The organism is Aeromonas sp. QDB11 (genome assembly GCF_027705265.1).
Taxonomy (GTDB): Bacteria; Pseudomonadota; Gammaproteobacteria; order Enterobacterales; family Aeromonadaceae; genus Aeromonas; species Aeromonas allosaccharophila.
Map to the genome: position 1 here is coordinate 50,384 of NZ_JAPDBM010000011.1, position 13,874 is coordinate 64,257.

The following is a 13,874-nucleotide window of genomic DNA, read 5'->3' on the forward strand; positions in this document are numbered from 1 at the left end:
CGCTCTGGGCGGGGGTAAACGCGGCTACTCCGAGTTCGTCCGGTACGTTATCCGGGCGACGGGCCAGGATTTCGCTCGGGGCGGTGGCGATCCGCAGGTTCATCTCGCTCTCGCCGCGGATGAACTTGCCGCGCAGGGAGTTGGGACGCACCTCGGTGATCTCCACGTCGGCAAAGCCGCCGATCAGGGTGTGCTGGCCTTCTAAGTTGACCACCCGGTTGTTCTCGGTGCGACCACACAGCTGCATCGGGTCGAGCTTGGAGGGCCCTTCCACCAGGATGCGCTGGGTGGTGCCCAGCATGGCGCGGCCAATCTGCATCGCCTGGTTGTTGATGACGTGCTGCAGGCGAGCCAGACGGGCTTTCTTCACTTCCATGTCGACATCGTCAGGCATGTCGGCGGCCGGGGTGCCCGGGCGCGGGCTGAAGATGAAGCTGAAGCTCATGTCGAAACCCACATCCTCGATCAGCTTCATGGTCGCTTCAAAGTCTTCGTCCGTCTCATTCGGGAAGCCAACGATGAAGTCGGAGCTGATGGTGATGTCGGGACGGGCGGCACGCAGGCGACGGATCTTGGATTTGTACTCCAGGATGGTGTGCGGGCGCTTCATCATGGTCAGGATGCGGTCGGAGCCGCTCTGCACCGGCAGGTGCAGGAAGCTGACCACTTCCGGGGTATCTTTGTAGACTTCGATGATGTCGTCGGTGAATTCGATCGGGTGGCTGGTGGTGTAGCGAATGCGATCGATACCGTCGATGGCGGCCACCAGACGCAGCAACTCGGCGAAGGTGCAGATGCCGCCATCAAAGGTCGGACCGCGGTAGGCGTTGACGTTCTGGCCGAGCAGATTCACTTCGCGCACGCCCTGCTGGGCGAGCTGGGCGATTTCATAGAGCACGTCGTCCAGCGGACGGCTCACCTCTTCACCGCGGGTGTAGGGCACCACGCAGTAAGTACAGTATTTGGAGCAGCCTTCCATGATGGAGACGAACGCTGTAGCCCCTTCGGCGCGCGGTTCGGGCAGGCTGTCGAATTTTTCGATCTCGGGGAAGGCGATATCAACCTGGGCACCACGGCCCTCTTGCACTTCCTTGATCATGGCGGGCAGGCGATGCAGGGTCTGCGGGCCGAACACGATATCCACATAGGGAGCGCGCTGGCGAATCGCATCGCCCTCCTGAGAGGCAACGCAGCCACCCACGCCGATCACCAGACCGGGCTTTTTGGCCTTGAGCTTTTTCCAGCGTCCCAGCTGGTGGAACACCTTCTCCTGCGCTTTTTCGCGGATGGAGCAGGTATTGAGCAGCAAGACATCTGCCTCTTCGGGCTCTTCGGTAAGCGTGTAGCCATTGCTGGCATCCAACAGGTCGGCCATTTTGGACGAGTCATACTCGTTCATCTGGCAACCCCAGGTTTTAATGTGAAGTTTCTTGCTCATTGCTTCTCTTGACTTGTTTTGAAATCGGCATGGTCAAAGGACCGCGCATTTTACTCCGCAATCTGGATACTGCCTAGCTAATATCCAGCTGGCAATGGTGCTCACCCGATACCTGTTGCCAGCAAGCTCAATAAGCTTTCTCCTTGATTTGACGCAGCAATTCCCCATTTGCCTCACTGTTTATCAGGCGACCTTGCGCTATCATGCAGCCATCCGGTTCACGTCCGGGCGCTGTCGCCGGACGCACCCTTTCAGGAATACATGTATGGAACAGTGTGATATCGCCATCGTCGGCGCCGGCATGGTGGGCGCCGCCACCGCCTGCCTGTTGGCGGCTCAGGGCCTCTCGGTACGGGTCATCGAGACGCAACTGCCGGAGCATTACGCGCCGGAGCAGCCGCTGGATCTGCGGGTCTCCGCCATCAGTCAGGCCTCGGTGGCGCTGCTGGAGCAGGCCGGTGCCTGGCACCATCTGCAGCAGATGCGGCTGTGCCCCTACCGTCGGCTGGAAACCTGGGAGCTGGATGGCTTTGCTACCCGCTTCAACGCCGCCGATCTCGGCCTGCCCCAGCTCGGCTACATCATCGAGAACCGGCTGGTACAGCTCGCCCTGCTCAAGCGGATGGAGGATTTCCCCACCATCCAGACCCACACCCCGGCGGCGGTGACCAGCCTGCGCCAGAGCTCGGATGAAGCTGTGCTGACTCTGGATGACGGCAGCGAGCTGGCCGCCCGCTGGGTGCTGGCTTGCGACGGCGCCGAATCCCACACCCGCAAGTTGGCCGGTATTGGCGTATCGCGCTTCGAGTACCGCCAGCACTGCATGCTGATCAATATCGACACCGACTTTGCGCAGGAAGATATCACCTGGCAGCAGTTCACCCCGAGCGGCCCGCGCGCCTTCCTGCCGCTGCCTGGCCAGCACGGCTCCCTGGTGTGGTATGACAGCCCGGCCCGGATCCGGGCGCTGGCAGCCATGAGCAACGAAGGGCTTGCCGCCGAGGTGCGCCGCCACTTCCCAAGCCGGCTCGGCGGGTTCACCGTCACCGGCAAGGGGAGTTTCCCGCTGGTGCGCCGCCACGCCAACGACTATCACGCCGGTCGGGTGGTGCTGCTTGGCGATGCTGCCCACACCATCAACCCGCTGGCGGGGCAGGGGGTCAACCTTGGCTTCAAGGATGTGGCCTGCTGGACCGATCTGCTGCAAGGAGCTGGCGCCGACTGGCATCAACTGGCGTTGGCCGACCGTTACGAGCGGCACCGTCGTCCCGACAACCTGCTGATGCAGTCGGGGATGGATCTCTTCTATGGGGTGTTCAGCAACGAGATTGGCCCCCTTAAGCTGGCCCGCAATCTGGCTCTCAATCTGGCGGATAAAGCTGGCCCCTTAAAGGAGATGGCACTGCGCTATGCACTGGGGCTGGTTTGACAGGTAGAAACCAGATAGCACGGGCTGAATGCGCGAAGGAGCAAAGGTGATGAACAAGGCACTGCTGGTGATCGATTTTATCAACGATATTGCCCATCCCGACGGGCGCATTGCCGCCTCTGCAGCCCATGTGCTGGAGCAGGATACTGTTGCGCATGCCAATCAGGCGCTGGCCCATGCCCGCGCCAACGGCTGGCTGGTCGTGCTGATCAAGGTGGGCTTTGACGGCGGCTATCTGCTGCAACCCAAGGGGTCTCCCATGTTTGGTCGCGCTCACCAGTTGGGGGCGCTCTCTTTGGCTGACAGCGGCACCGACTTTCATCCGGATCTGGATGTGCAACCCGGTGATCTGGTGCTGGCCAAGCCCAGGGTCAGCCCCTTCTATGGCACGGCGCTGGAGCCTGCTCTGCGGGCCAATCACATCGACCACCTCTATTTGTGCGGGGTGAGCACCAGCTGGGCCATTCAGGCTGCGACGCGGGATGGCCACGATCGCGACTACGCCATCACCATTCTGGAGGATGCTTGCGCCGCCGCAGATGCCATCGAGCATCACACCTCGCTGCGGATGCTGGGTCGCATCGCCGAGATCATCAAGGTGTCCCAGCTGGCTTGATCCTTAACGCAGGCTGCGCTCGATCACCGTTTTGAGATTGACCCTGCGGCCCCCTGTCGGGCCGCAGCGCTTTTGGGCAACATGATTGTCAGGCAAGATAGTGCTCACATGGATAGCAACAAGGATGGACAGATGCGTTATCAGGGACGGATCGCGAGCTGGAACGAGGCGCGCGGCTTTGGATTTATCACTCCGGAGCAAGAGGGCACCGAGCAGACAACCAATGGATCACGCAGTGCAGGGCTGTTTGTGCATGTCACGGCGCTGCAATCAGATGGCCGCGTGCCCGAGCCGGGGGAGCGCGTCACCTATCTGATCGGCAGTGGTCAGGATGGCAAGCCGAGGGCGCTACAGGTGTTTTTCCCCGAGCGGCCGCTCACGTTGGCGGATGCAGGGCCATCGGCCGCGTCATTTTCTGCATCATCATCAGCAGCAAGATCAGCAACACCATCAGCAACACCATCGGCAACTCCATCATGGCGGGCGGCAAGTCAGCCGCCACGATCCACCGCGACCAGAGAGCGAAGTAACCCCTATCGGCGCCGCAAGAGCAGCTGGCGCGGCAAACTGATCCCCCTGCTGGTGCTCGCCGGTCTCTTTTCCATCTATTCCCGCTTCTCGGCCGAGTCGATGGCGCCCTTGCCGACCCCCTCTGTTAGCAGCGGTGGCAGCAGTTTCAGTGAAGTCTCATCGCAACCGGCTCAACGCTACCAGTGTGATGGCCGGCAGCATTGTTCCCAGATGACCTCCTGCGAGGAGGCAACCTGGTTTTTGCAAAACTGCCCGAATACCAAAATGGACGGAGAGGGAGATGGCATCCCCTGTGAAAATCAGTGGTGTGGGCATTAAATGTTACTTATCAGTCAAATACATTCATAACCTGTTCTTGTTATCCGGTGCGGGGGCGCTGGCCTGAAACCTTGCCGGATGGGGCCTATCGATGAATGGTCTCAGTTGGCCAAGTGGTTATTGGGTGCTTTACTCTAACTGCTGATGCAACTGTTAATAGATGGCGATGCGCCACGTTTGCCACAGGATGGCCACTATGGTGGATGAAAGAGAGAAGCCTCGGAGCCAGTTTGCCGAGCGATCCCATTATCTGGCCGCGCTGCTGGATTCGCTGGAGGATCAGATCTCGGTGATCGATCGGGATGGGGTGATCCATTACACCAATCTCGCCTGGGATCTGTTTGCCGAGCAAAACGGCATGCCCAAAGGGTATGACTGGATCGGGGTCAACTATACGGAGGTCTGTGACCGCACCGATGAGCCGTTAGCCCAGAGTGCCGTGGAGGGGATCCGCCGGGTGTTGCGCCGTATTCAGGAGAAGTTCTGTCTGGAGTACCCCTGCCACAGCCCGGATACCCAGCGCTGGTTTATGATGCGGGTGGCCCCTGTGGTCGGCATTGACACCGAGTTTTATGCCATCGCTCATACCAATATCACCGAGCGCAAGCTGCTGGAGCTGGAGGTGGCCAGCCTCTCCCAACATGATCCCCTGACCGGACTGGCCAATCGGCGGCTGTTCAACAGTTTTCTGCATAACGAGTGGCGCCGCAGCATGCGTGAACATACCCCGCTCTCCCTCATCATGCTGGATCTCGATAACTTCAAGGCGTGCAACGATCACTTCGGCCATCAGGTTGGAGATGATCTCTTGCGGCAGGTGGGTCACCTGCTCAACGCCTTTTGCCAGCGGCCTGCGGATCTGCCAAGCCGGTTCGGGGGCGATGAATTTGCGGTGGTCCTCGGCAATACCGGCAAGGAGGCAGCCTTGAGGATGGGGGAGGCGATTCGCCTCGGGATCAAGGAGTTGAGTATGAATGAGCTGGGCGATGCCCGGCTCAGCGCCAGTATCGGCATTGCTACCCAGCTCCCGGAGCGGGTGCTGATCTCGGAAGATGAGCTGCTGGCCGCAGCCGACATGGCTCTCTACACGGCCAAGAAGGAGGGGAAGAACCGTTGCCACAGCGTGGCTTGTCCCTCATTACCCAACCCTTGAGTGAAGGCCACATTCGATAATGGGACCGTGGCGAGGCTTTATCCCTTCTGACTCAGCCTGCTGAGGTGCGGGATGTGCCGCCATGACCAGCTGCAGGAATCGATCGCGAATGGGATCGGCAAACTCGGAATTCCAGACCAGACTGATTTCCCACTCTGACTTTGGCCCGGACAAGGGGTAGAGGGTGACGCCCTGGCCCGCGATAAAGCTGACGCTGCGTGGCAGTATGGCGTTGCCGATCCCGGCGGCCACCAACGCGACCAGTGTCTGTATATCCTCTGCTTCCTGGACTATGGCGGTCAGCCGGTTGGCGCCAAGGAAGCTGGCGATCTGCTGGCTCAGCCCAGGACAACGATGGCCGACCATTTGCAGCAGGGGCTGGTTGGCGAGGGCCCACTCAACGTCGAAGGTGGCCGGATCCGGCCCCGTCATCTGGCTGGGAACGGCCAGCACCAGCCGGTCGGTCAGCAATCTGTACTCTTGCAATTGAGGGGCCTGTGGTCTGCGCATGAAGCCCAGTTGCAACTGACCCGACAGTAGACGCTCATGCTGGGTGGCTGAGGTCATGTCCTGCATGTGTACCATCACATCGGGTACCTGCTGCTTGAAGCGGGCGACCAGCGAAGGAGCCAGCGCAAAGCTGGACAGCCCGAAGCCGATCTTGAGCCGACCGGCCACGCCGCTCGCCACCGCCAGTGCGTGACGTTCAAATTCCCTGCCGTGTTTGACCAGTGCGCTTGCCTGGGTGAGCAGCTGGGCGCCGAGCGCCGTCAGCTCGGCACCGTGGCGGCCCCGCTTGAACAGGGTGCAGCCCAGCGTCTGCTCCAGTCCCTGGATCTGCTTGGTGAGGGCCGGTTGGGTGATAAAGAGGCGGCTGGCCGCTTCCCGGTAGTTGGCGGTGTCGGCCAGCGTCACAAACGCCTGCAGTTGCCTCAAGTCGAATTTCATTCCAATTGGTTATCCAAAGTGGCGATTTATTGATTATAAATTATCTAATCGCCTTGTTCTAATGGCTTGGCAAGGGGGGCGCCTCCCTCCTCAGAACCGGAACAAGGAGCCATATCATGTCTACCCAACGCTATCTCTTTTTGATCAAGGGCACGCTGGTGCTGGCCCAGCCATTGGCGGCCCCGGAGACGGGGGAGCTGCTCGCCAGCCTGTTGCAACAGGGGTTTGTGGTCGGCCCCATGCAAGTGTGGGCTGGCAGTGCCGAGCAGGCGCTGTCCTGTTATGAGCGTGCCGCCCAGCAGCAGGCCTTTGCCGATGCGCTCTCTGGTGCTGCGCCCGAGCTGACGGGAGTATCGGCATGATTACCGGCATGAGTAGCAAACCGAGCGTTTGTATGAGCGGCACAAAAACCGTGGTGGTCGCCGCCCTGCTGCTCGATATGGACGGTACCCTGGTCTGCTCGACCGGTGATGTGGAGAAGGTGTGGCGGCTCTGGTGCCAGCATCATCAGCTGGCCCCCGAGCCGGTGCTGGCGATGTGCCACGGCATGCGCTCGCGGGAGGTGATCCGTGCGCTGGCCCCGCAACTGGATGTGGAGCGGGAGGCGGTGCGCCTTGACGAGCTGGAGATGGAACATACCGGCGGCGATGCCATCGCCGGAGCTGGCGAGTTGTTGCGCCGCTTGCCGCCCCAGAGCTGGGCCATCGTGACCTCCGCCAGTGAGCGGGTTGCTTGCCATCGCCTGAATTGTGCCGGTTTGCCGCTGCCCAACCTGCTGGTGGGGGCCGAAGCCGTGATCAATGGCAAACCCGATCCCGAACCCTATCTGCTGGGGGCCGAGCGGCTGGGCGTACCGCCCGCTCGCTGTCTGGTGTTCGAGGATGCACCGGCTGGTATCGAGAGCGCCCTGCGTGCAGGTTGCACCGTGGTGCAGGTAGGGGGCGATGCGCCGCTCAATCCGGCGGTGGTGGCGGTGATCCGCGACTGGCGCGAGGTGAAGGTGGAACTTGGAGAGACGTCCTTGCTGGTGACGTTGCCCGCCTGAGCGCCTAAGAGAATGAGCCGCGGCCACATATTGCGGCATGAGCCATCAGCGCTGCCTGCCGTAATAAAAACGCCCCCAAACTGCGGGGGTGTTTTGCTATCTCAACGGTTATTTGAAGACGCGAAAACGGGTTGCGTCGTCGATAAAGGTTTTCTCTCCGGCCGCTTGTTTGATGCTGCCAAAGGGCATCTGGGCGCGCAGCAGCCAGCTGGCGGGCAGGTTCCACTCCTTGCGTACCGCCTCGTCGATGAGTGGGTTGTAGTGCTGCAGGGATGCGCCGATCTTCTCCTGAGCCAGCGTCGTCCAGACCGCAAACTGGGCGATGCCGGTGGCATGTTCTGACCAGACGGGGAAGTTGTCGGCATACAGCGCGAATTTTTGCTGCAGATCCTTGATGACGTCGGTGTCCTCGAAGAACAGCACTGTGCCAAAGCCTGCGCGGAAGCTGCCATCCACCTTGGCCTCACTCTGGGCATAGGCTTCCGGCGGCACGATCTTTTTCAGCTCGGCTTTGACCATATCCCACAGCTTGTGGTGTTGGGCGCCAAACAGAATGACGGCGCGGGAGCTCTGGGAGTTGAAGGAGGAGGGGCTGTGCCTGATGGCATCCTGGATCAGGGCCGTCAGCTGTTCCGGCGTATGGGACACCTGGTCACCCAGGGCATAGATGGTACGACGTGCTTTGATCTGCTCGATAAACGGACTGCTCATAACATCTCCTTTGTTTGCCTGATAGTCATCTTCGGCGCTGGCAGCAAGGCCATCCGGCTCCAATCGCTCAAGTTATAGACTATACCACCCGATTATCTTCCGGTCGTTTACATGCAGTGGGTTCACTTTCAACCGAGGGTAAAAAACCGTCTGCAGGCGACCTGATTGATCGCCAGCAGACGGAGCTAGTTTAGCTGAACAGCAGGTAGGAGAGGGTCATGCAGCAGATGATGCCCGAGATGATGGGCACCGAGGTGCGCTTGATGATCTCGATAGGGTTGCTACCGGTGATCGAGGCGATGACGATGATCACGGCGGCGACCGGCGACATGGAGCGGATCAGGTTGGCAGTGAGCTGCATCGGCAGGGCCACCGCGACGCTGTTGACCCCTACCTTCTCGGTGATCTCGGGAATGATATTGATAAAGGAGTAGAAGACCGCCAGCCCGCTGCCGCTGATAAAGCCGATCAGCGCCGCCGTGCCGGAGAAGAAGAACATCAGGATGGAGCCGACTCCGTCGATGTGCTTCACGCTGTCCACCAGGGTATCGATGATGCCGATGGCTTTGAGCCCCTCCACCAGCATGCTGGCTGCCACGATGAGCGAGACCACCTGAGCCAGACCTGTGCCCATGCCGGTAAAGAAGATGGCGAACTCTTTGCTGGTCTCCTTGAGATTGCCTTTGCGCAGCAGCTCCACACCTATGGTGAGCAGCAGGCAGACGAAGGTGATCTCCACCAGCCCGAGCGAGATATGGGTAAAGCAGATGCCGAACAGCAGTACCAGCACCAGTGGCAGCACCGGAAAGAGGCCGTAGTAGGCGGGTGGCAGCCCGGTCGGCACGGCGAGCGATTCTTCTTTTTCTTCCAGTCCGCCGCGCGCCTGCTGTCGCTTGTCCATCGCCTTCTGCCAGAAGTAGTGCACCACCGCCATCAACGCCAGCGTCGGCAGCGAGATGGGGGCGTGGTAGGAGACGATGTACTCCACCAGCGGGATGCCCAGCTTCTGGGCGGCCAGCACGTTATCGGCCCCGAGCGGGCTGGGCATGATGGTGGCAGTGGTGGCGATGACGGCCCCGGCGGTGAGGGAGGACATGTTCGACGCCTTGAGCACCGGATAGAGGGTCGCCATCAGCAGCACCGCCAGACTGGCAGCGCTCGGCACTACCAAGGAGAGCAGGTTGCCCAAGAGGAAAATCACCGGTACCAGCAGGTAGGGGGAGCGGATGCGGCTCAAGGATGCGGCTCAAGGGGCGGGTGAGCAGCATGACGGTGACGTCGTTGGCACCGATGTGGCTCATGTAGCTGGAGAAGCCGAACAGCACCATGATGGTGAGGCCGACATTGCCCATCTGGCTGATGAAGATCTTCTTGATCTGGACAAAGGGGTCAAGCCAGCTGAGGCCACTGCTCTCGGCTGCAGGCAACAGCGGGTGGCCCAGTCCGACGGCGGCGAACATCAACAGCAGGCCTGCCGCGAACAGCACTATCTTGGCATCGTAGTTTTTGGCGATGAGATAGCCGCAGATGACCAGGATCAGGGTGCTGACAATTATTTCCAGCATGTTTCCAACACTCTCTTCTTGATGTGAATGGGCCAGCGAGCTGGCGGTTCGGGATCAGATGGCGCGGGCAAGGGTCTCCATGCACCAGGCTCTGAATCCGGGCACGTCGATATCGAGGCACACCTCGGCGTTGGGCACTCGCTTGAGCCGGTTGTTGATATCCACCGAGGTGGTGCCCAGGGTGTGTTCACCCCGTGTCTCGATGGCCACATGGCAGGCCCGGGTGATAAAGAGGTCGGGGCGCACCAGATAGGCAATGGCGCAGAGATCGTGCATCTTGAGCCCGGTCTGCATGCTGCCACCACGATAGTGGCCGAACAGGGCGTGGAGCATGGCGCCGGTGCGGTTGAGGGCGGGCAGCGCTGCAATCATCTCGCCGGTCAGGGTGGCTCGGCTGGTGACATCCAGCCCGCACATCACGATGGGCAGGCCGCTGCTGAAGACGATGTGGGCCGCTTCCGGATCCACGTAGATATTGAACTCGGCATTGGGGGTGTGGTTGCCCCGACCGGCCGAGCCGCCCATCAGCACGATCCGCGCGATCTTCTCCCGACACTCGGGGTGCAGGGTGAGCAGCAGGGCGATATTGGTCAGCGGCCCGATGGGCACCAGCGTCATGGGCTGTTTGCTGGCGAGCAGGGTGGCCTTCATGGCTTCGACGGCATGCTCCGGCAGCGGCTGTTGCCCTGGCTCGGCAAACTCGTAACCATCGAGGCCGGAGTGGCCGTGGATGTGGCTGGCATTGTCGAGGGGGCGCACCAGAGGCTGGCTGGCCCCCTGCGCCACTGGCACCTCTTTGTCGAAAAAGTGCAGCAGGCGCAGGGTGTTGCGGGTGGTCTTGCTGACATCGACATTGCCGGCGACCGTGGTGATGAGCGCCAGCTCGATCCCGGGATGAAACAGGGCGGCGGCGATGGCAACGGCATCATCGATGCCGGGGTCGGTATCCAGAATAATGGCGACAGGGTTCACGCTGTTCTCCTCGGTGTTAATCGGCTTGGCGGGCATCGGCGTGGGGCCAGCAGCAGATGAAAGGGTCGACAATCTCGCGGGTCAGGCCGTCGGTGAGGCCGAGATCGGTCAGATGGGGCCCCGCATTGCAGGCAAGGCAGGTTCCCTCAATGGCCTTGAAGACCCGGTAGGGGGGCTCCCACTCCACCACCTTGCCGCTCACTTCTCGCAGGGCGTGGAAGCTGGCGGCCAGCTCGCTGGCTGGCAGGTCGGAGAGCATACCCGCGATGGGCATGGCGACGTGGGCCAGTACCTTACCCTGCTGGACGACCGCCATGCCGCCTCCGCTGGCGATCAGGGTGTTGGCGGCCAGCATCATCTCTTGCGGGGCGCGCCCCAGCACCACCAGATTGTGGGAGTCGTGGGAGTAGCTGGTGGCGATGGCCCCTTGCAGCTCGCCCCACCCCTCCAGCAGCGCCAGCCGGGTGCCCGCCTGATGGCGGCCATGGCGGTGTTGCACCGAGATGAGGCTAAATCCCGCAGGCACAATCACCTGGCCATCCCGAACCTCAACCTCGGTTTCACTCCACTGGGTGAAGCGAGCCCCCTTGATGGTCTTGAAGCGGGCACGACCCGCAGCCAGCCCGGGCACCCGGATGACGAAGTCCTCCTGCGTGCGCAGGGGGATCTGCATGGTATCGCGCGGTGCCTGACAACCAGCGACAGGCTCGGAGGGTTTGAGAATGGCGCCATGGCGGGCGACCCGCTGGCCGCCGCTGTAGACGCAGAGCGGGTTAAGATCGGTGAGGTTGTCGAACACCACCAGGTCGGCGTTGCGGCCAGCGGCAATTAGCCCCAGATTGTTGCGCTGCAGGCGGATAGCGGCATTGAGGGTGGCCATCCGCAGCACGTCGGGCACCGCCAGCCCAAGCTCTGCCAGCAGTTTGACCAGCGCAATCATGCCCCCCTTCTCCAGTAGCATGTCGGGCGGCACATCGTCGGTACAGAGGGTGATTTGGGAGGAGAGGTGGGGCAGCTGTTTCAGCGCCGCGACGATCTCCGGCAGCAGATAGGGGTGGGAGCCGCGCAGCTGCAGGGTGAGGCCAGCCCGCAGCTTCTCCAGCGCATCGGCAGCCGAGGTGAGTTCGTGATCCGAGCTGACTCCGGCGGCCAGATAGGCCTGCAGCCGGTGACCACACAAGCCCCGGGCATGTCCCTCAATCAGGGCATTGCGCTGCAAACCGGCGTGCAGAATGCCGGTCATCCGCTCGCTGCCGTCCAGCACCCCCTGCATGTCCATCACCTCGGCGATCCCCGCCACCTCCGGCCACTCCAGCATGGTGGCCATCTCGGGACCGTGGAAGTCGGCGCCCGACATCTCGAGACCCGGCGTCGAGGGAACGCTGGAGGGGGCGGCGCAGATGACCCGCAGCGGCAGATTGCGGCTGGCGTCGATGGCATAGCGCACCCCCGCAAGCCCGAGCACATTGGCCAGCTCGTGGGGATCCCAAAAGATGGTGGTGGTGCCCTGCGCGACCACCACATCGGCGTAGCGCTCCGGCGTCAGGTGGGAGCTCTCCACATGGACATGGCTGTCGATAAGACCGGGCGAGAGATAGGCGCCAGCCAGATCGTGGGTCTCGCTTGCCTGCTGGAAGGTACCGATCGGATGGACGCTGGCGATCAGCGGGCCGACCAGCCCAACGTCGACGGGGCGGATCTCACCGGTCACCATGTCGATCAGGTTGGCGTTGGTCAGCTGCAGATCGAAGGGGGCTTCGCCGAGGGCCGCCTGCACGGCGCGGCGGCGCAAGTTGAGGGATGCATCTTGTTCACACATGAAGGAGATGGCCTGACAAGGGGAATAATGGGCCCACTTTAGGGAGGGGATTGGCTCGTGCATAGCGCAAAGAATTTATAACTGGATAAGAAAGGGTTATGCTGCTGCAAACGTTTTTCTCCGGTTGTCTCCTCCATGTCTGAACCCTGGCGCCGTCTGCCTGCGCTCTCTCTCAAGCAGATCCAGTATTTTGTCACTCTGGCCCAGCTGCGCCACTTTACCGAAACGGCCAATCAGATGGCCATCAGCCAGCCCGCCCTGAGCAGTGCCCTGCGCCAGATTGAATCTGTGCTTGGCGGCAAACTGTTTCACCGCACCGCGCAGGCGGTCACCCTGACCGAACAGGGGGAGGCGATCCTGCCTCACGCCAAGGGGCTGCTCAATGTGGCTCACGCCGCTTTTGCTGACATGCGGCAGGTGATGGCCGAAGGGGGCGATGGCTCCCTGCGCATTGGTCTGATACCGTCGGCCTGTGCCCTGATGTTTCCTCTGGCGGCCGCCCGTCTGCAGCAGCAGTTCCCGGGATTGCGGGTCGAGTTTCAGGATCACACCAACGATGGTCTGTTGCAGGCGCTGGCCGAGGGGGCGCTGGATGCGGGGATTGGCGTGCTGGATGGCGAGTTACCTGATTCGCTGGAGGTTACGCCGCTGCTGGACGATGCGCTGGTGGCGGTGGTCAACCGGCAAGATCAGCTGGCAACGGAGGCGGTGCTCTGCTGGCAGCAGCTGGCTCACCGCGATATCGCCCTGTTTGCCAGAGGTAACGTCAGCCGACAGGTCAACGGGCTGGCCCAGAGCCAGTTGCCGGGACTCAAGCCCAGATACACCACCGACTATGTCGAGACCCTGCACGGTTTGGTGCGTTCGGGGTTAGCCATCGCCATCCTGCCCAGACTCTATACTGCCCATCTCTGTGATCCCCAGCTCAAGGTCGTGGCGCTGCATGAACCGGTGCTGAGCCGCACCCTGGCTCTGATGTGGGCTAAGGGACTCTCCCGGTCGACCCGCATCGACGAGGGGCGCGCCCTGCTGCGCAGCACCATCATCGAGCAGCTGAACAGCCAGCCCAGCTGAGATTGCGCTCGCAAGCCCCGTGCAGGTGACAGGAGCTGTCCGAACGCCAGCAGTCTGGGTGGGGCTGCGACAGTCTCCTGGCCCTGCCGAGGGACGCGCCATTGCTGTGAAATGGAAATTTTCTTGTGGTTATTCAATCGATTGAATTCGAGCTTGCCAGTCACGCTCATTGCCGGGCTTCAACTGATTGTCTACTTGCCGCCAGCCCCCCACTGGTTTGCTGCCTGCCGGTTTGTATAGTGCAGAGGAAATTAA

General features: G+C 61.6%; 12 protein-coding genes and 2 pseudogenes. 7 read left to right on the forward strand and 7 right to left on the reverse strand.

Annotated elements, in window-relative coordinates; translation table 11 throughout:
• Positions 1–10 precede the first annotated feature (10 nt).
• Positions 11–1,438 (reverse strand): annotated as a pseudogene (gene miaB, locus OKC40_RS05620) (tRNA (N6-isopentenyl adenosine(37)-C2)-methylthiotransferase MiaB); the annotation flags it as partial.
• A gap of 265 nt (positions 1,439–1,703) precedes the next feature.
• On the opposite strand from miaB, the gene OKC40_RS05625 reads away from it, so the two are divergent.
• From OKC40_RS05625 to OKC40_RS05640, 4 genes are all read left to right on the forward strand, one after another.
• Positions 1,704–2,867 carry an FAD-dependent oxidoreductase gene (locus OKC40_RS05625; RefSeq protein WP_234605596.1) on the forward strand — a complete coding sequence of 388 codons (1,164 nt, stop codon included), beginning with the start codon at positions 1,704–1,706 and terminating at the stop codon, positions 2,865–2,867.
• 49 nt (positions 2,868–2,916) lie between these two features.
• Positions 2,917–3,483: a cysteine hydrolase family protein gene (locus OKC40_RS05630; RefSeq protein WP_182938073.1), complete on the forward strand. Its 567-nt coding sequence runs from the start codon at positions 2,917–2,919 to the stop codon at positions 3,481–3,483.
• 132 nt (positions 3,484–3,615) lie between these two features.
• Positions 3,616–4,332 (forward strand): excalibur calcium-binding domain-containing protein, encoded by a 717-nt coding sequence (locus tag OKC40_RS05635; protein ID WP_182939781.1) that lies wholly within the window; start codon positions 3,616–3,618, stop codon positions 4,330–4,332.
• Between the two features lie 196 nt (positions 4,333–4,528).
• On the forward strand, positions 4,529–5,485 hold the full coding sequence (locus OKC40_RS05640; RefSeq protein WP_182938072.1) for a sensor domain-containing diguanylate cyclase: 957 nt from the start codon (positions 4,529–4,531) through the stop codon (positions 5,483–5,485).
• Here the strand turns inward: OKC40_RS05640 and OKC40_RS05645 are convergent.
• Entirely contained in the window at positions 5,471–6,433 is a 963-nt protein-coding gene (locus OKC40_RS05645) for a LysR family transcriptional regulator (protein WP_182938071.1), read from the reverse strand. The genes OKC40_RS05640 and OKC40_RS05645 overlap by 15 nt on opposite strands.
• Positions 6,434–6,549: 116 nt before the next feature.
• Here OKC40_RS05645 and OKC40_RS05650 point away from each other — a divergent pair, with 116 nt between their 5' ends.
• Both OKC40_RS05650 and OKC40_RS05655 read left to right on the forward strand, forming a co-directional pair.
• Entirely contained in the window at positions 6,550–6,795 is a 246-nt protein-coding gene (locus tag OKC40_RS05650; protein ID WP_182938070.1) for a hypothetical protein, read from the forward strand.
• Positions 6,796–6,827: 32 nt separating this feature from the next.
• Positions 6,828–7,478: an HAD-IA family hydrolase gene (locus OKC40_RS05655; RefSeq protein WP_182938069.1), complete on the forward strand. Its 651-nt coding sequence runs from the start codon at positions 6,828–6,830 to the stop codon at positions 7,476–7,478.
• A gap of 108 nt (positions 7,479–7,586) precedes the next feature.
• Here OKC40_RS05655 and OKC40_RS05660 read toward each other — a convergent pair whose 3' ends face one another.
• The 5 genes and pseudogenes from OKC40_RS05660 to OKC40_RS05680 all read right to left on the reverse strand — a co-directional run bounded on the left by OKC40_RS05660 (position 7,587) and on the right by OKC40_RS05680 (position 12,545).
• Positions 7,587–8,189 carry a nitroreductase family protein gene (locus OKC40_RS05660; RefSeq protein ID WP_182938068.1) on the reverse strand — a complete coding sequence of 201 codons (603 nt, stop codon included), beginning with the start codon at positions 8,187–8,189 and terminating at the stop codon, positions 7,587–7,589.
• Between the two features lie 190 nt (positions 8,190–8,379).
• A complete protein-coding gene (gene dcuC, locus OKC40_RS05665; RefSeq protein WP_270794443.1) occupies positions 8,380–9,426 on the reverse strand; it encodes a C4-dicarboxylate transporter DcuC in 1,047 nt (348 codons plus the stop codon).
• 61 nt (positions 9,427–9,487) lie between these two features.
• Positions 9,488–9,754, reverse strand: a pseudogene (locus OKC40_RS05670) (C4-dicarboxylate transporter DcuC); the annotation flags it as partial.
• 54 nt (positions 9,755–9,808) lie between these two features.
• Positions 9,809–10,726, reverse strand: a complete 918-nt coding sequence (rihC, locus tag OKC40_RS05675; RefSeq protein ID WP_234605598.1) for a ribonucleoside hydrolase RihC — start codon at positions 10,724–10,726, stop codon at positions 9,809–9,811.
• 16 nt (positions 10,727–10,742) lie between these two features.
• Positions 10,743–12,545 (reverse strand): adenine deaminase, encoded by a 1,803-nt coding sequence (locus OKC40_RS05680; protein ID WP_182938065.1) that lies wholly within the window; start codon positions 12,543–12,545, stop codon positions 10,743–10,745.
• A 135-nt stretch (positions 12,546–12,680) separates the two neighbouring features.
• On the opposite strand from OKC40_RS05680, the gene OKC40_RS05685 reads away from it, so the two are divergent.
• Positions 12,681–13,619 carry a LysR family transcriptional regulator gene (locus OKC40_RS05685; protein ID WP_111805300.1) on the forward strand — a complete coding sequence of 313 codons (939 nt, stop codon included), beginning with the start codon at positions 12,681–12,683 and terminating at the stop codon, positions 13,617–13,619.
• The last annotated feature ends 255 nt before the right edge of the window (positions 13,620–13,874 follow it).